General features: G+C 35.1%; 21 protein-coding genes, 3 pseudogenes and 1 riboswitch. Of the genes and pseudogenes, 18 read left to right on the top strand and 6 right to left on the bottom strand.

All coding sequences use genetic code 11. From position 1 onward, the window contains the following. Positions 1 to 234: 234 nt before the first annotated feature. From QUF93_RS17890 to QUF93_RS17850, 9 genes are all read left to right on the top strand, one after another. Complete coding sequence (locus QUF93_RS17890; RefSeq protein ID WP_289359680.1) at positions 235 to 1,656, top strand: zinc dependent phospholipase C family protein; 1,422 nt, start codon at positions 235 to 237, stop codon at positions 1,654 to 1,656. 114 nt (positions 1,657 to 1,770) lie between these two features. Further along, positions 1,771 to 2,619 (top strand): endonuclease I family protein, encoded by an 849-nt coding sequence (locus tag QUF93_RS17885; protein WP_289359679.1) that lies wholly within the window; start codon positions 1,771 to 1,773, stop codon positions 2,617 to 2,619. Positions 2,620 to 2,892: 273 nt separating this feature from the next. Beyond that, positions 2,893 to 3,378, top strand: a complete 486-nt coding sequence (rraA, locus tag QUF93_RS17880; RefSeq protein WP_289359678.1) for a ribonuclease E activity regulator RraA — start codon at positions 2,893 to 2,895, stop codon at positions 3,376 to 3,378. A 376-nt stretch (positions 3,379 to 3,754) separates the two neighbouring features. After that, on the top strand, positions 3,755 to 5,524 hold the full coding sequence (locus QUF93_RS17875) for a DUF4430 domain-containing protein (RefSeq protein WP_289359677.1): 1,770 nt from the start codon (positions 3,755 to 3,757) through the stop codon (positions 5,522 to 5,524). Between the two features lie 124 nt (positions 5,525 to 5,648). Next, on the top strand, positions 5,649 to 6,479 hold the full coding sequence (locus QUF93_RS17870; protein ID WP_289375766.1) for a DUF4430 domain-containing protein: 831 nt from the start codon (positions 5,649 to 5,651) through the stop codon (positions 6,477 to 6,479). Between the two features lie 28 nt (positions 6,480 to 6,507). Next, positions 6,508 to 7,386 (top strand): energy-coupling factor transporter transmembrane component T, encoded by an 879-nt coding sequence (locus QUF93_RS17865; protein ID WP_289359675.1) that lies wholly within the window; start codon positions 6,508 to 6,510, stop codon positions 7,384 to 7,386. After that, positions 7,359 to 9,020, top strand: coding sequence for an ABC transporter ATP-binding protein (locus tag QUF93_RS17860; protein WP_289359674.1), 1,662 nt, complete (start codon positions 7,359 to 7,361; stop codon positions 9,018 to 9,020). The genes QUF93_RS17865 and QUF93_RS17860 overlap by 28 nt, the downstream gene beginning before the upstream one ends. Then, complete coding sequence (locus tag QUF93_RS17855; RefSeq protein WP_088059388.1) at positions 8,993 to 9,694, top strand: ECF transporter S component; 702 nt, start codon at positions 8,993 to 8,995, stop codon at positions 9,692 to 9,694. Before QUF93_RS17860 ends, QUF93_RS17855 begins: the two co-directional genes overlap by 28 nt. Before the next feature lie 184 nt (positions 9,695 to 9,878). Further along, positions 9,879 to 10,601, top strand: coding sequence for a YwiC-like family protein (locus QUF93_RS17850; protein WP_289359673.1), 723 nt, complete (start codon positions 9,879 to 9,881; stop codon positions 10,599 to 10,601). Between the two features lie 31 nt (positions 10,602 to 10,632). On the opposite strand, the gene QUF93_RS17845 is transcribed toward QUF93_RS17850, so the two are convergent. Continuing rightward, positions 10,633 to 10,824: a hypothetical protein gene (locus tag QUF93_RS17845; RefSeq protein WP_002120856.1), complete on the bottom strand. Its 192-nt coding sequence runs from the start codon at positions 10,822 to 10,824 to the stop codon at positions 10,633 to 10,635. Between the two features lie 262 nt (positions 10,825 to 11,086). Further along, positions 11,087 to 11,185, top strand: a riboswitch (SAM riboswitch). A gap of 38 nt (positions 11,186 to 11,223) precedes the next feature. Between QUF93_RS17845 and QUF93_RS17840 the strand changes: the two genes are divergently transcribed. From QUF93_RS17840 to QUF93_RS17825, 4 genes and pseudogenes are all read left to right on the top strand, one after another. After that, positions 11,224 to 11,544 carry a hypothetical protein gene (locus QUF93_RS17840; protein WP_234842437.1) on the top strand — a complete coding sequence of 107 codons (321 nt, stop codon included), beginning with the start codon at positions 11,224 to 11,226 and terminating at the stop codon, positions 11,542 to 11,544. A gap of 252 nt (positions 11,545 to 11,796) precedes the next feature. Then, positions 11,797 to 12,186: an SWIM zinc finger family protein gene (locus QUF93_RS17835; protein ID WP_002120851.1), complete on the top strand. Its 390-nt coding sequence runs from the start codon at positions 11,797 to 11,799 to the stop codon at positions 12,184 to 12,186. A 23-nt stretch (positions 12,187 to 12,209) separates the two neighbouring features. Further along, positions 12,210 to 12,296 (top strand): annotated as a pseudogene (locus QUF93_RS17830) (flavodoxin family protein); the annotation flags it as partial. A 17-nt stretch (positions 12,297 to 12,313) separates the two neighbouring features. After that, on the top strand, positions 12,314 to 12,676 hold the full coding sequence (locus QUF93_RS17825; RefSeq protein WP_289359672.1) for a group-specific protein: 363 nt from the start codon (positions 12,314 to 12,316) through the stop codon (positions 12,674 to 12,676). A gap of 125 nt (positions 12,677 to 12,801) precedes the next feature. Here the strand turns inward: QUF93_RS17825 and QUF93_RS17820 are convergent. Further along, positions 12,802 to 12,936, bottom strand: a pseudogene (locus QUF93_RS17820) (TIGR00366 family protein); the annotation flags it as partial. A gap of 187 nt (positions 12,937 to 13,123) precedes the next feature. Between QUF93_RS17820 and QUF93_RS17815 the strand changes: the two are divergent. Further along, on the top strand, positions 13,124 to 13,894 hold the full coding sequence (locus QUF93_RS17815; RefSeq protein ID WP_289360994.1) for a putative protein N(5)-glutamine methyltransferase: 771 nt from the start codon (positions 13,124 to 13,126) through the stop codon (positions 13,892 to 13,894). A gap of 234 nt (positions 13,895 to 14,128) precedes the next feature. On the opposite strand, the gene QUF93_RS17810 is transcribed toward QUF93_RS17815, so the two are convergent. Then, entirely contained in the window at positions 14,129 to 14,476 is a 348-nt protein-coding gene (locus tag QUF93_RS17810; RefSeq protein WP_088059384.1) for a VOC family protein, read from the bottom strand. Positions 14,477 to 14,882: 406 nt separating this feature from the next. Continuing rightward, positions 14,883 to 16,307 carry an amino acid permease gene (locus tag QUF93_RS17805; protein WP_289359671.1) on the bottom strand — a complete coding sequence of 475 codons (1,425 nt, stop codon included), beginning with the start codon at positions 16,305 to 16,307 and terminating at the stop codon, positions 14,883 to 14,885. 263 nt (positions 16,308 to 16,570) lie between these two features. Here QUF93_RS17805 and QUF93_RS17800 point away from each other — a divergent pair, with 263 nt between their 5' ends. Together QUF93_RS17800 and QUF93_RS17795 are read left to right on the top strand one after the other, a co-directional pair. Beyond that, complete coding sequence (locus QUF93_RS17800) at positions 16,571 to 17,320, top strand: IclR family transcriptional regulator (protein WP_289359670.1); 750 nt, start codon at positions 16,571 to 16,573, stop codon at positions 17,318 to 17,320. Positions 17,321 to 17,395: 75 nt separating this feature from the next. After that, positions 17,396 to 19,036: a M20/M25/M40 family metallo-hydrolase gene (locus QUF93_RS17795; RefSeq protein ID WP_289359669.1), complete on the top strand. Its 1,641-nt coding sequence runs from the start codon at positions 17,396 to 17,398 to the stop codon at positions 19,034 to 19,036. Between the two features lie 207 nt (positions 19,037 to 19,243). Here QUF93_RS17795 and QUF93_RS17790 read toward each other — a convergent pair whose 3' ends face one another. After that, complete coding sequence (locus QUF93_RS17790) at positions 19,244 to 19,657, bottom strand: M10 family metallopeptidase domain-containing protein (RefSeq protein ID WP_289359668.1); 414 nt, start codon at positions 19,655 to 19,657, stop codon at positions 19,244 to 19,246. A 302-nt stretch (positions 19,658 to 19,959) separates the two neighbouring features. Here QUF93_RS17790 and QUF93_RS17785 point away from each other — a divergent pair, with 302 nt between their 5' ends. Next, a complete protein-coding gene (locus tag QUF93_RS17785) occupies positions 19,960 to 20,619 on the top strand; it encodes a protein kinase family protein (protein WP_002120829.1) in 660 nt (219 codons plus the stop codon). Positions 20,620 to 20,941: 322 nt separating this feature from the next. Here QUF93_RS17785 and QUF93_RS17780 read toward each other — a convergent pair whose 3' ends face one another. Continuing rightward, on the bottom strand, positions 20,942 to 21,505 hold the full coding sequence (locus tag QUF93_RS17780; protein WP_289359667.1) for a GNAT family N-acetyltransferase: 564 nt from the start codon (positions 21,503 to 21,505) through the stop codon (positions 20,942 to 20,944). Between the two features lie 576 nt (positions 21,506 to 22,081). Between QUF93_RS17780 and QUF93_RS17775 the strand changes: the two are divergent. Then, positions 22,082 to 22,467 (top strand): annotated as a pseudogene (locus QUF93_RS17775) (IS6 family transposase). Positions 22,468 to 22,542: the final 75 nt, after the last annotated feature.

Raw genomic sequence — 22,542 nt, 5'->3', positions numbered from 1 at the left:
AAAAGCTTGTTTCTTATTTAAAAAAGATAAGAAATGAGCTTTTTTATGTAATTTTTTTTATGAACTATTCAATAAATATGTATAATTGCATAAAAAAACTGAAGTTTATAAGTTATCATTAAACTACTTTTTACTGTAAGAGAATATTTTAATAGTCTTTACTAGAGAAGAATATTCTTTGTGAAAATAAAAATTGTTTATGTAATTAAAGAAACTGAAATTTAGGAGAACAGTATGAAAAAGAAACTATGTACATTGGCTCTTGTAACAGCAATATCTTCTGGCATTGTGACAATTCCAACAGTAGCATCTGCTTGTGGAATAGGAGACGCAATGAAACAGGAGAATCAAGAGCACAAACGTGTGAAGAGGTGGTCTGCTGAGCATCCACACCATCCTAATGAAAGCACACACTTATGGATTGCACGAAATGCTATTCAAATTATGAGTCGTAATCAAGATAAGACAGTTAAAACAAATGAACTACAATTTTTAAATACCCCTGAATATAAGGAGTTATTTGAAAGAGGTCTTTATGATGCTGATTATCTGGATGAATTCAACGATGGGGGTACAGGTACGATAGGTATTGACGGGTTAATTAAAGGAGGATGGAAATCCCACTTTTACGATCCTGATACTAAGATGAATTATAAAGGAGAAAAGCAACCAACAGCTTTGACGCAAGGAGACAAATATTTCACATTAGCAGGTGATTATTTTAAGAAAAATGATTGGAAACAGGCTTTCTACTATTTAGGTGTTGCGACGCACTATTTTACAGATGCGACTCAACCGATGCATGCTGCCAATTTTACAGCTGTTGACATGAGTGCTTTAAAATTCCATAGTGCTTTTGAAAATTATGTGACGACAATTCAGACGCAGTTTGAAGTATCGGATGGAGAGGGAAAATATAATTTGGTGAATTCAGGGGATCCAAAGCAGTGGATACATGAAACTGCTAAACTTGCAAAGGCAGAGATCATGAATATTACCAATGATAAGATTAAATCTCAATACAATAAAGGAAACAATGATATTTGGCAACAAGAAGTTATGCCAGCTGTGCAGAGGAGTTTAGAGAAAGCACAAAGAAATACGGCAGGATTTATTCATTTATGGTTTAATACATATGTTGGAAATGCGACAGCTGAAGAAATTGAAAATACGATAGTGAGAGATTCTAAAGGAGAAGCAATACAAGAAAATAAAAAATACTACATCGTACCAAGTGAGTTTCTAAATAGAGGTTTAACATTTGAAGTATATGCTTCTAATGATTATGCACTATTATCTAATCCAATGGATGATAATAAAGTTCATGGCACACCAGTTCAGTTTGTATTTGATAAAGATAATAACGGGATTCTCCACCAAGGAGAAAGTGCATTGTTAAAAATGATCCAATCCAACTATGAGCAATACGTATTCCTAAATTACTCTAACATGACAAATTGGGTGCATCTTGCAAAGAGAAAGACAAACACTGCACAGTTTAAAGTATATCCAAATCCGAATCAGCCGGATGAATACTTCCTATATACAGACGGTTATCCATTAAATTATCAAGAAAATGGTAAAGAGAAAAGATGGATTGTTTTAGGGGCGAAAGCAGATAAACCAAAAGCATGGAAAATGATACAGGCTGAATAGGGTTATCTATTATATAGAAAGAGAACGTGTACGTAGTTTTCAAAGATTTCATGGGTTTAGAAAGCATGTATTGATTAATCAATTCAAATTGTATTTTAAAGGGGAAATGGGTATATGAAGTTCCGAAACACAAAACTTGCTATGATTACACTATCTTCATTTTTTATTTTAGGTTCTGCATCTCTATCATTCACAGATATCATACATGGTGAAGTAGTTTCTGCATCTTCACAAGTAGATACGTTTTCAGCACAAGAGATTTCTGTAAAAAACTATGACGATACATATTATAATAACGCTATAGGAAAAACGGGTTTAGAATTAAAGAAGGAACTTCATAATGTTATTGATAATCATACAAAGATATCATACAGTGCGGTTTGGGAAGCGCTAAGAGATACTGATGAAGATCCAAATAATAAAAATAATGTGTTGCTCTTATATACTGGGCGTTCGCAAGGGAAATTTACGAATGGTTCAGGAGTTGATAACTGGAACCGAGAGCATGTTTGGGCAAAATCTCACGGTGATTTTGGAACGGCTGCAGGGCCCGGAACAGATCTGCATCATTTAAGAGCGACGGATGTATCTGTAAATAGTTCACGTGGAAATCTGGATTTTGATAATGGTGGTATGAATCATTCGGAAGCGACAGAATGTAAATATGATAGTGATTCTTGGGAAGCTCGTGATAGTGTAAAAGGAGATATCGCTAGAATGCTGTTTTACATGGCTGTTCGTTACGAAGGAGACAACGGCGAAATAGACTTAGAACTAAATGAAAAGGTGAATAACAACAAAGATCCATACATGGGGAAACTATCTGTTTTACTAAAATGGAATGAACAAGACCCTGTCGATGATTTGGAGCGAAAGCGTAATGAAGTGATTTTTACAAAATATCAACATAATCGCAATCCTTTTATTGATCATCCTGAATGGGTAAATAAAATTTGGAACTAAGATTTTTAAAGGATTTTTAGTGACATTATACTTTGACAGAAGGGATTGATCATTAGGATCAATCCCTTCTTATATTTATGCTAGAAAAAATGGTTTTCATAGGAGTATAATAAAGCTTTTTACTTAAAGCAATAGTTTCAAGTGGTAAGCTTTATTTTCCTTCATTTGTATATGACTTTCACCGCACATACAAATTATTGCAACATTAGACAGGGAAACGAAAAAAATCCAAGAATATGTAATATAAAAAGAAAAAGGAAAAGAGGGAAAGAGATGTGGAAAACTACCGATCTATGTGATGAATTTGAAAAGGAATTACAAATATGTCGCCAGTCTTTTCAATCTTATGGAAAGAAAGAACAATTCTATGGGAAAATCGCAACGGTAAAAGTGAAGGATGATAATGTACTAGTAAAAGAGGGGTTACAAACACTGCCGGAAGGTACAGTATTAGTTATTGATGGCGGAGCTTCTAAAAATTGTGCGTTACTCGGTGATAATTTGGCAGCTATTGCGGAAGAAAGAAACTTAGCTGGAATTATTGTAAATGGGTATGTTCGTGATTCTAGTGAATTAAAAAATATTAATATTGGTATTGTAGCGTTAGGGACAATGCCAAATAGAAGTGCAAAAGAAGGAAAAGGAGAAAGAAATATTCCATTGCAATTTGGTGAGGTTGAATGGAAACCGAATGAATATGTTTATGTAGATGAAGATGGGATTATTGTTAGTGATAAAAGCTTGCATAGTGAGGGATGACTTCTATTAATGGAAGTTTATTAAGCTATTATTCTTAGAAAATAAATCTGATAAAGCATGGACAAAATCCTTTGTCAATAGTAAAATAATACAGAAATTTAAAATTTACAGAATGTATAGGTTTATCGTTTTACGATAAAGTGAAACTTTAATCAGTGGGGATCTTACTGCTCGTTAATGCGGGATAACTTGAAAAGGTAGTAAATTTTGCCTAGAAAAGTGAATGTTATCACAATGGTGCGTTCATAAACGGAATTATTTTTCCTATACAAATATAGCCGCGAATAATGCGGGTAGGAGGTGTTGTGCATTTTGTTCGACACTTACAAAAAGAGAGTGTCAATCACACGCCCTTAAAGGGTCTTTTTTTGTGTAAATGTTAGTAAAGGGAGGAAATTTTGGGATGGCAATGTTAAAGAAATGGCTGCTTACATCATTAATGGCAGTTGCACTTGTATTTGTTTCTTTTGCGAATACAGTACATATTACGTTTGCTGAAGGAAAGACAGCGAAACTTGCAATTATTGGTGAATCACAAAAAGGAATTATGTTATGTCCAAAAGAAGTTTCCATTGAAGATGGAGAAACAGCTTTTAGTTTGTTGAAAAAAGTCATGGGAGACAAAGTAACATCTGAAAGTATGTCATTTGGAACGTATATAAAAGGCATCGATGGATTAATGGCCGGAGCAACGAGCGGTTGGCTGTATGATGTAAATGACAAATCTGCAGAAGTTGGTGCGGATAGTTATAAATTAGAGTCTGGGGATGTTGTTGCATTTCGTTACGTTGCAGACTGGAGCAATATGAGTCAAGAAACATTGCAACAAACGTTAGATAAATTTGGCACTTGTAAAACTGTAGAAGAGCCAAAGACAGAGGAACCGAAACCAGAAAAACCAGACGGCAAAACAGAGGAACCAAAACCAGAAGAACCGAAACCAGAAAAACCAGATGGTAAAACAGAAGAGCCAAAACCAGAAGATAAAACAACAGAACAACCAAAGCAAGAGAAAGTTGAAATTCCAGCAGCACAATTAAACGAAGCGATTTCTAAAACGTCAGAAAAGATGTTACAAGATGGAATTGGTAGTGATTGGGTTGCGATTGGACTTGCTCGTTCAGGTGTAAATGTTCCACTTGAAACGAAAATAAACTATGTTAAGCCAGTAGCAGAAAAGGTTAAGAAGCGTTTAAATCGTTTTTCAGCAACGGATTTAGCTAGAACGATTATTATGATGAATGCAATGAACGTAGATCCTACAAAGGTAGAGGGACAAAATTTAGTACAACATTTATTTGAATCAGATAAAGTGAATTCCGTTACAGGATACGCATTTACATTACTTGCATTAGATACAAAGAAATATGAGGTTCCGGCCGAAGCGAAATGGAATCGAGCTGCTTTAGTACAAGCACTTTTACAGGCGCAACATACAGACGGTGGCTGGACGTATGATAGTTCAAGCAGTAAAGAAAGTGCTAGTAACGTTGATGTAACAAGTATGGTATTAGCAGCATTAGCTCCTTATCAAGATCAAGTAGATGTGAAGCCAGCTATCCAAAAAGCTGTTGATTATTTATACAAGCAGCAGCTAGGCAATGGCGGTTTTGCCGCTGATGGACAAGAGAACTCTAATAGTACTGCACAAGCAATTATTGGACTATCGCTAGTTAAAGATGTAGATCACAATCATCTTAATAAAGCAGTACAAAATTTAATGTCATATCAGCTTCCAAATGGTGAGTTCAAATGGTTACCAAGTGATCAAAAGGGTAGCGGAATGGCTACAGAGCAAGCATTTTTAGCTTTACTTCAGTTTAAAGAGCTTGGAAAATCGATTTATGATTGGTCAAATGTAGTAGAGAATGAAATCGATACGAAACCAATTGTAGAACCAGAACCAACTGTAGAAGAAAAAGAAGTTGTAGAACAACCGAAACAACAAGAAGAGTTACAAAAACAACCAAAAGATGAAAATCTAAAAGTTGTTGTAGATAACGAACGAGTTAATAAAGAAACAAATAAGAATAAGAATCAATTACCACAAACAGGAGCATCTTCTCATAGTGCAGCTACACAAGTAGGTATGGGTGTATTATGTATTGCGTCTGCATATGTATTATGGAGACGTAAAGCAGCTTAACAAAAATTAGGAGCAATTATTTGCTCCTAATTTTATTATAAAAGGTGAGGGCTAATAATGAGTGGAGATGAACAAAATCTCCACTCATTAAAGTTTCACTTTATTATGAAAGGTGAGGGGCAGCATGAGTAAGATGAAATGGTTCATTTCTTTAGCTCTTTCATTGGGATTATTAGCCGGATGTGAAGAAGCGGCTGTAAAACCTGAGAAGAAGGCAGAACCGAAGCAAGAAGAGCAAAAAGAAGTAGCGAAACAGGAAGAACAAAAAGATGTACCGAAACCGGAAGAGAAACAAGCTGAACCGGAGCAGAAACAACAAGAAGAGCAGAAAGATAAACAAGAACAAAAAGTAGAAGAGAAACCAAAAGAAGAAAAAGCGCAGGAACAACCTGAAGTAAAGAAAGAAGAGAAGCCAAAGGAACAGCCTGCTGCAAATAAACAACCGGAACAACAAAAAGTACAAGAGGAGAAACCTCAGCAGCAGAAAGCAACAGAATTAAAAGAAGAAGCGAAGGTTGTGAATCAGCCGAAAGAAACACCAAAGCAGGAACAAAAAGAAGATCCAAATAAAGGGCAACAGGTAACTGTTCCAGCTCCACCACAGCCACAGCCACAGCCAAAGCCAGAACCAAAGCCAGAACCAAAACCAGAGCCGCAACCGAAACAAGTAACAATCTCTGTCAAAGGACATGAAGGATACTTATTAGGTGCGAAAAAGGTTAATGTACAAGAAGGTGACACAGTGTATAGTGTGTTAAAGAGCACAGGATTAGATGTTGATGCAATGGGCTCTAAAGATGGAGTTTATGTAAAAGGTATTGAAAACTTATATGAAAAAGATGTAAATGATAATAGCGGCTGGAAATATCGAGTGAACGGATCGTTTCCAAACCGTAGTGCTGGTGTAGTTACAGTTAAACCAGGAGATACAATCGAATGGGTGTATGTATACTAAATTAAGAAAGGATCTTCGGTAAAGGACTATGAAAATAAGCTTTTCTTCTTTACATCCTTTTGTGAATTTTTTCTATTATATTGGGGTGATGATACTATGCATGATGTGTCTTCATCCTCTTTTTTTAATTGGAGCGATTATACTAATAGTAATTTTAAATATAGTACAAGGGAATGGCGAGAAAATAAGAAAGATGCTACCTAGTACTATCGTGTTCTTTTTGATGGTTATTTTATTTAACTCTTTATTAACACATAGAGGAGCGACTACGTTATTTCATTTAGGAGATAGCCGGATTAAGCTTGAGGCCTGTATGTATGGACTTGTTATGGGGTTATTATTAGTTGCAATTATGTTTACGTTTGCTTCTTATAACGATATTATTTCGAGTCATAAATTTTTATATTTATTTTCAAGAATTTCACCGAAAGTAGCATTGTTAACGATGATTACAGTGAGGTTTGTTCCTTTGTTTATTAGGCGGTTAAAGAAAATTACACTCGTCCAAAAAACGAAAGGTGTACAATTAGATTCAGGTTCACTCATTGAGCGTATAAGAAATGGAATGCAATTACTGCAAGTGTTATTAGTTTGTTCGTTAGAAGATGCACTACAAACAGCAGATTCTATGCAAGCTCGTGGATTTGGTGTAACGAAGCGTACGACTTATATTCGATATAGAATGGAAAGACGCGATTGGTACACGCTAAGTTATTTAAGTATTCTATTTATAACCTCATTCATATTTAGTTATTATGGTGGAGGGAAATTGATTATTTATCCGAAAGTGGAATCAATACTGTTCCAGCAATACGATGGAATGATGTTTTTCCTATTTATGATGTTTATTAGTTTACCGATTGTAATGGAAGGAAGGGAATGGATATGGTGGCGCATGCAGAAATAAAGAATTTATCATTTATATATGCTGATGAAAATGAATACGCGTTACAGCATATTTCTCTTTCTGTTCAAAAAGGAGAATTTATAGTACTTGCTGGTGGTTCTGGTTCTGGGAAGACAACTTTATTAAAGCATTTCAAAAAGGAGTTACTTCCAATTGGCACGCGTTCTGGACATACATATTATGATGAAATTTTATTAGAGGAAGTACCTGATTTATTATCTGCACAAGAAATTGGGATGGTATTTCAAAACCCAGAAAATCAGCTCGTTATGGATACAGTTATTCAAGAATTAGCATTCTCTTTAGAAAATATCGGGCTACCATCACATATTATTCAAAAAAGAATAGCGGAACTCATTAGCTTTTTAGGATTTCAAGATTTGTTACATCAATCTGTTCATACTTTATCTGGTGGTCAAAAACAACTAGTAAATTTAGCAGCAGTATTAGTCATGCAGCCGAAGCTATTATTACTGGATGAACCGACAGCGCAGCTAGATCCGATTGCTGCGAAAGAGTTTTTAGGATTGTTAAAGCGTATTAATGAAGAACTTGGAATTACGATTATTTTAAGTGAACATCGTTTAGATGAAGTGATGTCGCTAGCGACTCGTGTCGTTTGTATGAATAAGGGGAAAATTGTTTACGATGATATTCCTAAAAGTGTGATAGCGAACATGTGGGGAGTAGAAAAGTTCCGTCCATTCATTCCGCAAATTCCAAGATTGTTTTTAGAGTGGAATGTAGAAGATATTCCATTTACAGTGCGAGAAGCGCAAATGAAAATGAATGATTTTTCAGCGATATCATATAGGAATAGGCATGTAGAACAATGTGAAAAGCAAGAAGTAATTTTAAGTGCAGAACATATATCTTTTCAATATGAAAAAAATAGTCCGCTTATTTTACGAGATTTAACAGTGAACATCGAAAAAGGAAAATGGACAGCTCTCGTTGGGAAAAACGGAACGGGGAAGTCTACACTGTTAACGATTTTAGCAGGATTACAAAAAGTTAGAAGAGGTAAAGTAAAGTGGAATGGAAAAGTGATACATAAAATTGATTCAAAAGAACGGTTTAAAAGTATAGGGTACGTATCGCAACATCCGTACTATCATTTTACATTTGATACAGTATGGGAAGAAGTTTATGAGCGTGCTCGTGAATTATATGGTGAAGAGGGAAAAGTAATAGCAGAAGAAATGTTGGAAAAGTTCTGGTTAGATTCGCTTAAAGAGCGCCATCCGCATGATTGTAGCGGCGGGGAGCAACAACTACTTGCATTATGTACAACATTATTATCAAAGCCAACTTTATTATTACTGGATGAGCCGACAAAGGGACTAGATCCATGGAAAAAGGAAAGAGTAGGAGAGCTATTTAAACAGTTGCAAAAAGAAGGTACAACAATTGTAATGGCAACGCATGATATTGAGTTTGCAGCGAAATACGTTGATCAATGTATGATGTTATTTGACGGGAAAGTCATTATGAATGATGCACCGAAAGAGTTCTTTAGTGGTAACTTCTTTTATACAACATCTATTAATCGATTCATTCGTAGAGAGTTGCCATTTGCATTAACGTGGGAGGATGTGTACGAAGCGTGTCCAAACGATATGTTGCATTTATAATATTTATTTTTGCTATTGTAATATGTACACTACTTTTTACGACTCTTATTATGGACGGTTATTACATGGTAAGTAGTTTGTTTTTATTAGCTATCATTATGTTACCTTTCTATGTCCGTTTTGAAAGGAAGGCGTTTGTTTCACGTGAAATTGTTATCGTTGCTGTGTTAGCGGCGATTGCAGCAGTTAGCCGGGTACCATTTTCTATTTTACCGAGTGTACAACCGACTTCCTTTGTTATTATCGTTTCTGCAATTGTTTTTGGAAGTGAAACTGGCTTTATGATTGGGGCAACGGCGGCTATTGTATCTAATATTTTTTTAGGACAAGGTCCGTGGACTCCGTGGCAAATGTTCTCGTGGGGCATGATCGGGTTTATAGCTGGGCTATTACGTAATACATTTTTAATGAAAAAGCTGTGGGGAAGACTGTTGTACGGATTCGTTGTTGGGTTTCTATTTGGATGGATTATGAATTTCTGGGGGCTTCTTGGTTTTATACAGGAAGCAACGTGGGAAACAGTTATTGCTTACTATGTCGCAAGTTTTTCTTTCGATCTTAGTCATGCGATATCGAATGTTATTTTCCTTCTGTTATTTAGTACGTCATGGATTACGATCCTCACAAGATTTAAAAAGAAATACGGTATATTAGATGAGCATAAGGTGACATAGAAAAGCATACTCATATAAGGTAGGGTCGCGACTTACATATTCGTTTGCCTCTTTCATGCTTCTTACACATTGTAAGAAGCATTTTTTATTGTCAAAAAATAGATCCAATATACATCCGTTATTATATGAAATTATTTGTATAATAGTAGTTGAGAATTGCTTTCAAAAGGGAGGTGTATAGTTAATGAAGTTAGTTATTCCGAAGCAGCATGGAGCATGGGCGATGCTTGTCATACCATTTTTATTAAGTGTCATACTTGGGAACCCTACTTTTTATCATATCCCACTGTTTTTAGCCTGGTTCTTTATCTATCTAGCTACGTATCCATTTCTCATGTACATAAGGCAAAGACGGAAAATAGAATTTTTACACACTGCAATGGTGTATTCTATCATTGCGTTCGTATTTGGGATGATTTCTTTATTATATGAATGGCGAATTGTTTTATTCGCAGTATTAATGCTTCCATTGTTTATTGTAAATATGTATTACGCTCGTCAAAAAAATGAACGAGCATTACTAAATGACATTTGCGCGATTATAGTGTTTTGTATAGGTGGTTTAATAAGTTATTATTTTTCAATGAAGCAAATCGATAAAACAGCAGTATTCATTGCGCTTATTTCATTTCTATATTTTTTAGGAAGTACGTTTTATGTGAAAACGATGATTCGTGAAAAAAATAATCCGAAGTATCGTTTTATATCTTGGGGATATCATATTGTATTAACGGTAATCGTATTTACTATCAATCCATGGTGTTCTCTTATATTCGTACCAAGTGTCATTCGAGCAATTATATTGTACGGTAGAAAGATTTCTATATTAAAAGTAGGGATTTTAGAAATTGTTAATTCTGTATATTTTTTAATAATAACGGTAATAATGATGAAGTATGCCATTTGAAAAAAACTTCCCATCTTTTGATGGGAAGTTTTCATTCTTGTTCTAAAATATGAACGGTATAATCGCATCTTTGTAATGCTTGCTCTACAGCGTAAAGGGATTGCTCTATACGTGCGCGATTAAAATCTTTTTCAACGGTCTGAAGTGCTTCTTCTAAACAATGTTTTGCTTCTTGTAATGATTGAAAAGAATCTTGTACATATCCGCGGGCGTTTTGATGCATTTCATAATCCTCCTTGAATGTTCATATATGTATAGTATGAACATTCAAGGAGGAAAATATAATTTGTTGTATTTGTCCCGCATTAACGGACAGTAAAACGTCCATGTCAAAATTCAGCGAAGTGGGAGATTAACTGTCCATAAATGCCCGATTGGTGAAGGCTAATAATCAGTAGGGGATGGACCACTCCCCACTGATTAAAATTTCACTTTATTTGACAATTATAATAAAATTACGTATAGTTAAATTTAAAGTGAATATTTTCTTATCCAGAGAGGTGGAGGGACTGGCCCGATGAAACCCAGCAACCGCGATGCAGGTGCTAATTCCAGCAGAACATATTTGTTCTGGGAGATAAGACGAAGATATACGTAACTTCTTCTTATCGGAGAGGTTTTTTTGTTGCAAAAAAACCGATTACGAAAACATATAATAAGAAGAAAGGGGTTGCGAAGTACTGTGACACTCGAAAAATACGTAAAACTGCGTAGTACAGTTTATGAATATATGATAGAGCAAGATAAGCCAATATCATTGTTAGATATTCAAGAACATATCGTTTCGCATCATGAAGGAAAATTCACTAAAAAAATGTTACATCAATTTTATTTATCAAGACTATTAGATGAACTCAAACTGGATGGGAAAATTACTTTAGCTGATGATGAATATCTCTATGCTGAAAAAGGGGTATTTTATAAAGCGGGAAAAGGGAGCTAAGCTCTCTTTTTTTTGAAGTATGTAGTGTAAAAGACTGCTAAAGCAGCCTGATACAGGGAATGGTGTTGAGTGTGTAGTGTCAAAGATTGAATGTGCCTGAAAGAGGCACTTCATATCGGCTGCAAATGAAAAGAGACACCTTCGCCGAATAGGTGTCAGTCGTTTTGTCACGTAGACTCGCTACTTGACAGTTATTAGAATAACATGCAGGTTTTTTGAAGTCAAAAGGGAATTAAAGGAAGAGGTATTGTTATGTACGCTTACTTATTAAAAGATATAACGAAATGGATTCCAAAGTACATTATAGATAGAGGATATGAATATTATGAAGAGGGACATGTAGAAGATGTTGACATACACGACAAGAAAGTATTTGCTTTCGTTACTGGAAATGCAGGAAACTATGAAGTGATTATTGATCTTGAAGATTTTACAGAAAGTAGCTGCGAGTGTCCTTATGAAAATTTTTGTAAGCATATGGCGGCAGTTGTTTATGACATTCAAGGTGCTGGTGAGAGTACAGTTAAAGAACAACTGAAAGGTTTAGAAAAAGAAGAGTTACTAACAGTATTAAATCGTTTGTTACAAGGTTCGAAAAATGTACAAATCGTAGAGAAGATGTTAAAGAAAGGGAAGATTTAACTGTAGAGGGGAGTTGCTTTGTAGTGAACGTACTAATTATATACGCTCACCCTAGTCTTTCAAGCTTTAACGCAGCAATTTTAGAGCATGTGCAAAAAGGACTTATAGAAGAAAAGGCTCGTACATTATGAATGAAATTGATCGTATTATAAAGTGTTGCAACTGTGATGACGAACTTTTTCGTACGTATATTACGTGTTTAGTCCAATTGAAGAAGTGTAGTGAAACGTTTCAACAAATTCAGATGCAATTAAGAAATGATTATTTAATAAGAGGGATTTGTGAAAGAGAAGTTGATGAGGTAGTACGAGGAAGCAAAGAATATGAAATACATTTTCTTCCTAAAGTATTACGATGGAATTTCTTGAGGGAAAATCCACATCTGATTGAAAAAGTATGTGAAGATTTTTTTGCATTTGAGTCATTAAATCTTACGGAGATAGAGTGGGAAACGATTATAAATTGCATGGGAAATAAAGTGAAACTTTAATCAGTGGGGGGGTTCTTCCCCTACTGATTATTAGCCTTCACCAATCGGGCATTTACGGGCAGTTGAGCTCCTACCTAGCTGCTTTTCTCCAGCCGAATTTTGAGATGGGAGTCTTACTGCCTGGCAAATAGCGGGAAAGTAGTTTCATTGGAAATACTAATAAAGAAAGTAGAAAAAGCTCCTCCAAGCGAAAGCCCTTCACTATTTACTCCAATCATCATCCCCATAATTCCTGCGTAGAACGGAAACTGAAGTAAAATACTGTATTTAATGTACATGTTAGAACAGCAAAAATTTGTAAGAATGGACGCTGCTACGAGTCAATATTTTAAATACCCTTTAAGAAGGATATCAGCTATTTTTAACGAATTCTGAATTACAAACAAACTTTATCAAAAGTGGTGAGATAATATAGAGAATAAAACAAATTTCTTTTTGAATATGAAAATGGAAAAATATATAGTTAGCAAGCTTCGGAGCGCCGGTTGTGTTTTCGCAGAAGATGAGACCCGGTTACTTATTTCAGAGGCACTAACTCCAGAGGACCTTATGAAAATGGTAGAAATGCGAGTCAACGGTTTACCTCTGGAATACGTTGTTGGATATACGGAGTTCTGTGGTTTACGAGTAGAAGTGGATCGAGGCGTTTTTGTACCGCGTAAACGTACCGAGTTCCTTGTTCATCAAACAGAGGCGTTGTCACGTTCTAGCGATATCATTGTTGACTTATGTTGTGGGTCAGGTGCTGTGGGTGCAGCACTGGCAGCGGCTTTGGGACGAATTGAATTGTATTCTGTTGATATTGACCCCATCGCAGTACAATGCGCTAGTCGCAATGTAACGAATTTTGGCGGTCATGCTTTTGAAGGTGACTTATATAAAGCTCTACCCCACTCACTTAAGGGCAATGTAAACATCCTAGTTGCGAACGTACCTTACGTTCCTACCGAAATAATAAAGTTTCTCCCCCGGGAGGCACGCCTACATGAACCCAATGTGACGCTTGACGGAGGTAAAGATGGCCTTAATATTCTGCGAAGAGTGGCAGAAGAAGCATTACTCTGGTTAGCTTTGGATGGACATCTTTTGATAGAGACGAGCGAAGTTCAGGCACCCGAGGCCTTTAAAATCTTTGCTGGCGCTGGGCTTACCACGAAAGTGGCTAGAAACAAGGAACTGGATGCTACTGTCATTATCGGTTCTAATTCTAACTTTTAGAGTAAATAAGCATTATCCAATGAATATAATCATTTTGATAATCAATCCCTATAAGGGGGAGAATCAGGAAAATACGGATAACACTAAGAAGTTTTAATCTATAAAAAAGTGCACCTCCGATTGTTAGACTGTTTCTAACAATCGGAGGTGCACTTTAAAGGAATCAACTTTTTTTATCCCGCTATTTGTTGAACTAAAGCAGCTGTTAGCTTAATAGCAAATGATTATAATCCGCTATTTCTCCCAAAGTTCAATTAATCGCCCTTCAGGATCTTTAATCCAAATAAACTTTCCAAATTCACTAATCTCTTCTTTCTTTTCAAGAGGTACACCAATATGTTCAAGATGCTGAATAGTCTCGTCTAGATTATGTACTTGGAAATTTAACATCACTTGTTGTTCTGTTGGAAAATAACTGTCATTCTCGGTAAAGAAAGAAAAGATAGTCGCAGTTCCTAATTCGGGTTTAATCACAGTCCCATTCCAATTTTCTATTTCAATCTTCAACACTTCACTGTACCATTTTTTTATAACATCAAGATTCTTAGTTCTCCAAAATATTCCTCCGAAACCTTTTATCATTGTATTTAACTCCTGTCTGTCTTTTAATTTTTAATGTGACGTAGTATGTATTTAATATATCAAAACAAAAAAGGAATAGTAAGGAAAATCAGCAACTTATGAACAGTAAAAAATCATAATTGCTGGTGTAGCATTTACTATATTAACGATACCGACATCATCCTTCGCAGAATTTGAGAAACAAAAGCAAGATACAATTGAAGTCCGAGCAAAGGAGTATAACAATACTGACTCGTTTGAGGATAATTCTTCAACTCAAAGTTCGCCTGAACAATCCAAAACGCCTATAAATACTTCTTTCAATAGTATAGAAAAAATAGGGGAACTGTTTCTGGGAAAATGAATGAAGAAATGATAAAAGCCCGTACATTAAGTAAGAGTAATGTGCGGGCTTTTAAGCATAGTATTACGAAGTTTCGCTAATTTTAGTTTCTGTATGAGTGTTATTAGCAATCCTTTTCTTAATCTTAAAGTGATAGTAGGTGTAGCAAAAGATAATAAATGGTACAGTGCAATAGATTCCTAGTCTTTGTTCTGGGATAAAGATAAGACTTATTAATATAATGCCGTACAATCCAAAACCAAGAATTGGTACAAGAGGATAAAGTGGAGTTCGGAATTTTAAGTCTTCTAATTTTCCACCTTCAGCCAAATAACGTTTACGGAAAAAGAATTGAGAAACACAAATTGACATCCAAACGATGATTGTAATGACTCCGGAAATTGAAATAAGCCATAAGTAAACCGTTTCAGCAGCTACAACGCTTGTCAAAAGTGAAAAACCAGAAATAGAGATCGTTAAGATTAAAGCGTTTAAAGGTATTCCTCGTGATGATAATTTCTTTAAAAAGGCTGGAGCCATTTCGTGTTGTGATAACGACCAAAGCATTCGAGTTGCCGCGTATAGTCCTGAGTTTGCGACAGAAAGAACAGCAGTAAGAATAACAAAGTTCATAATATCAGCTGCATATGGGATACCCATATTATCAAAAACAGCAACAAACGGACTCTTTGTTAACCCTGCTTCTTCCCATGGAATTAAAGCCACGAGAACAAAGATTGCTAAGACGAAGAAAAACATCGTGCGCCATATAATATTTCTAATAGAACGAGGTAAAGTCTTCGCTGGATCTTCACTTTCACCTGCTGCGATTCCAACAAGTTCTGTACCTTGGAAGGAATAATTGACTGTAACCATTGTTAAAAGAATAGCGGCAAGTCCATTTGGGAATAAACCACCATGATTTACGAAATTTGAAAATAGCGGAGCTGGTTCGTCTCCTTTTAAGTCAATAAAACCGAACATAGCGGCGCCGCCGAGGATAATAAAAGCAATAATGGCAGATACTTTAATACTTGAAAACCAAAATTCTGTTTCTGCATAACTACGAGCAGATAATGCGTTAATAGTAAATATCGTAACACCAAATATTAAACACCAAACCCAGACGGGAATATCAGGAAACCAGCGTTGCATTGTAATGCCAGCAGTTGTAAATTCAAGTCCGGTCGTGTTTGCCCAGCTTAACCAATATAACCATCCGATTGTAAACCCAGTTGCAGGGTTAATAAACTTGGTTGCATATTCCTGGAAAGAACCTGAAACAGGCATTGCTACAGCAAGCTCACCAAGACATAGCATAACGAGATACATTAATAATCCACCGGCCATAAAGGCAAGCACTGATCCACCAGGTCCAGCTTGACTTATAATATAACCAGATCCGTTAAATAACCCCGTTCCAATCACACCACCGAGTGCAATCATGAATAAATGTCTACTTTTCATCGTGCGCTTTAATTCATTGTTGGAATTGTTTACTTGCGTCATTGTTTTCCTCACTTTCAAAATTGGTAGTATGAAAATTGATGTTTTCCGTATTATGGAATGTATTCCGTGATGTGAAATCTTGTTCTAATTTTCAGATAATTAAAAAGAAAAGTCAATATTTTTTTGTTTGCGTTTTCATTTTTTTGATAGTGTTATATCTCTATTTTTAGAAAATTAAATAAATTAATTGATTTCAGTTTGAATTTTTGTTAAATTGATAGTTAATTAGGCTAAACATACTACAAGTAAAGTTGAGGCGAGTTATGGTACAGTCCATTGATCGAGCGATAAGTATTATTAAGTTACTGAATTCTACAAATGAAAAAGAGTATTGGGCTATTTCTGATATAGCTGATAGAACACATCTCCCGGTTAGTACAGTACATAGGTTACTGAACTCTTTGATGGAGCATGGGTTAGTTACGCAAATTTCAGAAACAAAACAGTACAAGATTGGGCCAATGTGGATGGAAATAGGATTACGTCAATTGGAGAAGGTAGACTACAGATCTGTTGCAAGAGAAGTGATGAAGCGTTTGGCCTCTGAAGTTGAAGAAAGTGTTTATTTGAACATTCCAAATGGAACACATTCTATTATCATTGAAAGAATTGATAGCCCTTTAAAAATTCGAGTTATCGATAACTTAGGGGAACAGATTCCACTTTCAATTGGCGCCGCAAATAAAACGATGCTTGCCAATATGAACACGAATGAAATGGAACACATTGTAGAACATTTACTTTCTTCTTTACCAGAACAAAAGCAAATTCTTTTCGATCAAATAAAGCAAATAAGAAATGAAGGATATGCTGTGAGTTATGGTGAAAAAACAGAGGGGACAGCTTCAGTAGCTGCACCTATTATAGGATTTAATCATAAAGTAGTAGGAGCATTAAGTATCGGATTGATTAGTCATCGCATTAATGATGATCGACTATCTTTTCTTATTAGTAAGGTAAAACAAGCTGCTCATGAAATATCAATAAAAATCGGCAGTACATCAGAATTATAATTTTGATAGCTGTCGTCATTTTTTATTCATATATTGGAATTGTTTTTCATAATGCGGAAAAATAGGGGGATTTATATGTCAAAGTGGCAATCAAAAGAACAATTAGTGCAATTATTAAGCAATCTTGTTGAAATTCCTAGTATTACAGGTTCAGAAGCTGAAGTTATTTTGCCAGACTTTGTTGTAGAACAATTATCTGACTTACAGTACTTCAAACAAAATCCGCATCATTTGCAAAAAAATCCGACAGGGGATGGACGATATTTTGTTACAGCCCTAGTAAAGAAAAGTGATAGTACGAAAAATACCGTAATTCTTGTTAGTCACTTTGATGTTGTAGATGTACAAGATTATGGAGTGTGGAAAGAAGATGCATTTAACCCTAAAAAATTAACATCAATGTTTTATTCTCATAAAGATGAGCTACCAGATCACGTACGTGAAGATATAGAGCAAGGAGATTGGCTATTTGGTAGAGGAACGATGGACATGAAATGTGGTCTAGCTTTACAAATGGCGATGGTTGAGCAAGCTTGTGAAGGGAAATTTGATGGGAATGTTCTTTTATTGGCTGTTCCAGATGAAGAAGTGAACTCTGTAGGGATGAGAGCTGCTGTTCCGAGATTATTAGATTTAGCAAGAGAACATGACTTAGAGTATAAAACAGTCCTAAATTCAGAGCCTATGTTTTCAAGGCATCCTGGTGACCAAAATAAGTATATTTATACTGGTTCTATTGGTAAGGTGTTACCTGGTTTCCTTTGCTATGGTAAAGAGACACATGTAGGCGAACCTTTTGCAGGATTAAATGGGAGCTATATGGCTGCATTATTAACAGCTGAATTAGAGTTGAATACTGACCTTTGTGATATTGTAGATGGTGAAGCGAGTCCTCCACCAACTAACTTGCTTCAAAGAGACTTAAAGGAGGATTATTCTGTACAAATTCCTCATCGTGCAGTCACATTATTTAACTTGTTTTTACTAGAAAAAACGATGACAGATGTAGTTTCATTGTTACGTCAAAAGGTAACGAAAGTAGCAGAGAAAATCGAAGAATCGTATGAGGAGCGCGCGTATCATTTTTCTAAGTATAATCCGTTCATACCGCCGAATCTCAAAGTAAATGTATTAACGTATGAAGAGCTTATCGCGTATGCAATTGAACAACATGGGCAAGGAAAAATAGATGAAATTCAATCCGATATTATAAAAAATAGAGAAGATAAAGATGATCGTGCGGTAACTATTGATTTAGTAGATAAACTAGCTATCTTATGTAAAGAAAAGGCTCCGATGATTGTACTTTTCTTTGCGCCGCCGTATTATCCAGCTGTGAGTTCACGCAACAATCCTTTAATTAAAGAGGTAGTTGTAGAAATGGAAAAGTATGCCCACTATAATCATAGCATTACATTTGAAAATCAAAATTATTTTGGAGGAATTTCAGATTTAAGCTATGTAGGCTTACAAAACCCATTGGATTCAATGAGTTCTCTCGTAGACAATATGCCATTATGGGATAAAGGTTATTCGATTCCACTTCAGGAATTAGAAGAGTTTGACGTTCCAGTATTAAATATGGGGCCGGTAGGAAAAGATGCACATCAATGGACGGAGCGTTTGGACGTAAATTATGCATTTGAAACGCTATTAGATATGTTACCTATATGTATTGAAAAATTACTTGTTTCTAATAAAGTTACACAGTCATAGTGTTTGTATAAGAGAGAAAAGGACCGTAGTGATACGGTCTTTTTTGTTTAACGAATAGTGTGGAACCTTAGCTTTATGAGAATGTGACGGTACCTCATTTATTAATGTTACTTGATAAGTAGAGAAAATTGTGAAGTAAGAATTTTCTTGTCCTCTTTTTTATATTAATTATTGAACATAAAAAGCTTTAGGACTTTGCAGAGCTTTTTATACCTTTTCTTGTGTGAGAATAGGATTAGGAATGGCTGGTACTATCGGAAGCATTAGATCATCTTTTACGTTACTATGACCTGTAGGATCATTTGGACAACAAGGTGCTATGCTTTCTATATTGTTCCCTACTATTCTAGTAAATAGTGCATGTCCGATTTCATGTGCAAGTAACAAATAATCTGCTTCATCAGTGACAACAATACTAGCTTGAAAATCAGTTATTTCACCATTCTGAACAATCGGTACATATGAAGTGCACCCAGTGCTTTCTCCATCTGCTAATCTATTTCTTCCGACAAAAAATAATCCAATCCATTCGTTAACTCCTTGAGTATAGGGGATTAAATTATTTAAAGTATCTGGATTAAAACAGTCAATTTTATCTGCGGAATACTCTTCATTGAACAACTTGTATAAGTTGTATATTATTAATAAATGTAGATTGTACACTTTTTGTAATGGTATTTGCTGAGTTTTTGTATAAAATAATCATGTGAAGCTAACATAACATATTGTATTATCAATAGTATATATATTTGCGTAGAATATCCATTTTAAGGTTTTGAAGTACCCCCCTAAATGAAAAATTTATTTCTCTAAAGTTAGTTACTTAGTGAAGTCTGCTCATTTTTTCGTATTAGGGAAGAAGGTACTTTTTAACTTGATGGGTATGGGGTGGGACCCCTTTTAGCAAAACCGGAGTGGGAATGATGAGTATAAATAGTTTTGTGGGATTGATAAAGGACGAATTATTAAAAGAGGTAAGCATAAGAAGTGAGGATGAATTCGAGCCTGTAGTAGTTAAAGATATTCCTAGACTTTGGAAGTGTTTAGGGACAGGTAATTATGCCGCAGTATTTATGCACAAAGAATACAAAGATTGGGTAGTGAAAGTTTACGCGCGAGAAGGAGAAGGAATTGAAAAAGAGTCAGAAGTATACCGAAGAATCGGAAATCATCCTTCTTATTCGAAGCTTATATATAAAGGGGGAAATTTCATAGTATTGAAACGTTTAAAAGAAATTACCTTATACGATGCTATTCATAAGGGGATTAAAATTCCTAAGCAGGTAATCCTTGATATCAATGAAGCTATAGAGTATGCAAGGGAACAAGGATTAACTCCTTGTGATGTTCACGGGAAAAATGTGATGATGGAAAACGGAAGGGGATATGTAGTCGATGTATCTGATTTCTTAAAAACAAAAGAAGATAGTAAATGGAGAGACCTAGAAAAGGCATATTTTACATTTTACTTGCCTTTCATTTATAAATTGCCTTTCCCTGTTAAAATACCGTATTTCATGTTAAACATTGTTAGACGTTCGTATAGAAAATATAAGAAGCTTAAAAATAAATTCAAATTGTAAAAGGACCACATACTTATCTTTAGGTTAGATAAGTGAGCCACTAGTAAACAAAAGGAGCGTACATTTTAGATATGTCTAATATGTACGCTCCTAATTTTATAACTTCATAAAATAATTTATTTGTAAAATGATTGTAACATTTGTATATAATACTGACATTATTACTATGAGAAGTAAATCTTCTTGTTTTAATAGAATATACGATTTCAGTACATTTCATTTTAAACATATTGATGTACTATAGTTCTAAAGAAATCACAATAACGGATTAGAAGGGGAATAAACTATGTACACAGACTCAATTGAGTATTAAAATTTTAATCTAATTTACCTTTGCATAGATGCAGGTATCAGTTAGTTTTTTACCGTCAGCTGAAAGGTCTTCATTACGTAATATCCCTTCAAGCTCAAAACCTAGTTTTTCAGGGATCGTACGACTTTTAGTGTTATTAGATTCACATCGTATTTCAATCCTTCTAAATTTGAGTAACTGAAATCCAAGGTTTGCTAACTCACTTACTGCTTCTGTCATATATCCATTGCCACTAAATTGCGTGTTAATCCAGTATCCAATTTCACATTTAGAAATCCTCCAATTAATTCCGTGAAGGCTAGCAGTTCCAATAAAATCATTAGTATCCTTATGATAGATAAGATAGCGAAAGCTTTCTCTTTTCAAAAAATCTATATGGGCATTTCTGAGGATAATTTCCGTTTCTTCAACAGTAGGAATTGACTGGAATAAAAGCAACCATTGTTTTAACTCATTAATTGAATCCTTAATAGCTTGGTATACTACATTCCCGTCACCAGCTTGAAGTGGTGCTCGAAGAATTAGTCTGTCTGTTTCTATTTGTAACGGAACATCTAATAAAATAGGATGCATATTATTTCTCCTCTCGAAAACTTTAAATTATGACAGAATGAAACTTATATAATAAAAAAAACTTTCACCCAAAAGAAATAATTCTTGAGGACGAGAGTTGCAATTTCGTGGTACCACCTCAGTTTGTTGATATGTCACCATATCAACCTCTTCGGGTACGTTACCATAATAAATAAATTAAAAAATACCCTATCTCACTAACAGGAGATCCCGTCACAGCATCACTATAAGTTATTATAGAACCGTGCGAAGCTCCTAGTCTTTCTTCATTAAGAACTTGATAGCAATACAGTAAAGCTTATCTCCCATAAAGGAGCCTCCCAAAAATTAGTAAACAATAAATATATATTCAATTAATCACTTAGAAATCCCTTTTCACATATTGAAAACTAAATTGCCAGTTGGTACGAAAAAATGGCTACCGAAGCAGCCTTAGGTTGTTCAACTAATGCATGCGTTAGTTGAATAAGGAATTATTATTTTTGGTTCTGGTGCAAAAACTTAAGGACAATTGCAATGAATCTATAAATCTTGGACATACTGTTACTATTACTTTAGAAAGTGTGCGTGATTGGTATGGAAAAGGAAAATGTATTCAAATGGAAGCATTATCAGCCTGATATTATTTTGTTAACGGTAAGATGGTACCTACGGTACAATCTCAGTTTTCGTGATTTGGTGGAAATGCTAGAAGAACGGGGTTTATCCATTTCTCATACAACGATTATGCGTTGGGTTCATCAGTATGGTCCTGAATTGGACAAACGAATCCGTCGTCACCTCAAACAAACAAATGATTCTTGGAGAGTCGATGAAACATATATCAAAGTAAAAGGTGGATGTATCTGTATCGTGCTGTTGAAGCCATGCATATGATTAAAAAAGAACAGATTGATTTACGAGATCAGTCTGTTCAAAACCAGAAAAAATTCATCCATCAATTGTTTGGACTAACAGCATAAAATACAATTCTGCTAGAAATATATGCGCTATATTCTCTTTTATTTTATCTTTGCACCAGAACCTTTATATCAATA

Origin of the sequence: Bacillus hominis, from assembly GCF_030348325.1 — a bacterium.
In the GTDB taxonomy this organism is placed as follows: domain Bacteria; phylum Bacillota; class Bacilli; order Bacillales; family Bacillaceae_G; genus Bacillus_A; species Bacillus_A hominis.
The sequence above is the reverse complement of the archived record's forward strand: the minus strand, read 5'-3'. Positions and strand labels throughout refer to the sequence as shown.

Coding starts and splice junctions, on each gene's coding strand:
- QUF93_RS17810 (WP_088059384.1), bottom strand. CDS start 14,476: ATGATAAAAGGTTTCGGAGGAATATTTTGGAGAACTAAGAATCTTGAT.
- QUF93_RS17825 (WP_289359672.1), top strand. CDS start 12,314: ATGAATGAAATTGATCGTATTATAAAGTGTTGCAACTGTGATGACGAA.
- QUF93_RS17785 (WP_002120829.1), top strand. CDS start 19,960: ATGAGTATAAATAGTTTTGTGGGATTGATAAAGGACGAATTATTAAAA.
- QUF93_RS17835 (WP_002120851.1), top strand. CDS start 11,797: ATGTACGCTTACTTATTAAAAGATATAACGAAATGGATTCCAAAGTAC.
- QUF93_RS17815 (WP_289360994.1), top strand. CDS start 13,124: ATGGAAAAATATATAGTTAGCAAGCTTCGGAGCGCCGGTTGTGTTTTC.
- QUF93_RS17800 (WP_289359670.1), top strand. CDS start 16,571: ATGGTACAGTCCATTGATCGAGCGATAAGTATTATTAAGTTACTGAAT.
- QUF93_RS17885 (WP_289359679.1), top strand. CDS start 1,771: ATGAAGTTCCGAAACACAAAACTTGCTATGATTACACTATCTTCATTT.
- QUF93_RS17795 (WP_289359669.1), top strand. CDS start 17,396: ATGTCAAAGTGGCAATCAAAAGAACAATTAGTGCAATTATTAAGCAAT.
- rraA (WP_289359678.1), top strand. CDS start 2,893: ATGTGGAAAACTACCGATCTATGTGATGAATTTGAAAAGGAATTACAA.
- QUF93_RS17865 (WP_289359675.1), top strand. CDS start 6,508: ATGAAAATAAGCTTTTCTTCTTTACATCCTTTTGTGAATTTTTTCTAT.
- QUF93_RS17845 (WP_002120856.1), bottom strand. CDS start 10,824: ATGCATCAAAACGCCCGCGGATATGTACAAGATTCTTTTCAATCATTA.
- QUF93_RS17805 (WP_289359671.1), bottom strand. CDS start 16,307: ATGACGCAAGTAAACAATTCCAACAATGAATTAAAGCGCACGATGAAA.
- QUF93_RS17780 (WP_289359667.1), bottom strand. CDS start 21,505: ATGCATCCTATTTTATTAGATGTTCCGTTACAAATAGAAACAGACAGA.
- QUF93_RS17870 (WP_289375766.1), top strand. CDS start 5,649: ATGAGTAAGATGAAATGGTTCATTTCTTTAGCTCTTTCATTGGGATTA.
- QUF93_RS17860 (WP_289359674.1), top strand. CDS start 7,359: ATGGATATGGTGGCGCATGCAGAAATAAAGAATTTATCATTTATATAT.
- QUF93_RS17890 (WP_289359680.1), top strand. CDS start 235: ATGAAAAAGAAACTATGTACATTGGCTCTTGTAACAGCAATATCTTCT.
- QUF93_RS17875 (WP_289359677.1), top strand. CDS start 3,755: ATGTTAGTAAAGGGAGGAAATTTTGGGATGGCAATGTTAAAGAAATGG.
- QUF93_RS17850 (WP_289359673.1), top strand. CDS start 9,879: ATGAAGTTAGTTATTCCGAAGCAGCATGGAGCATGGGCGATGCTTGTC.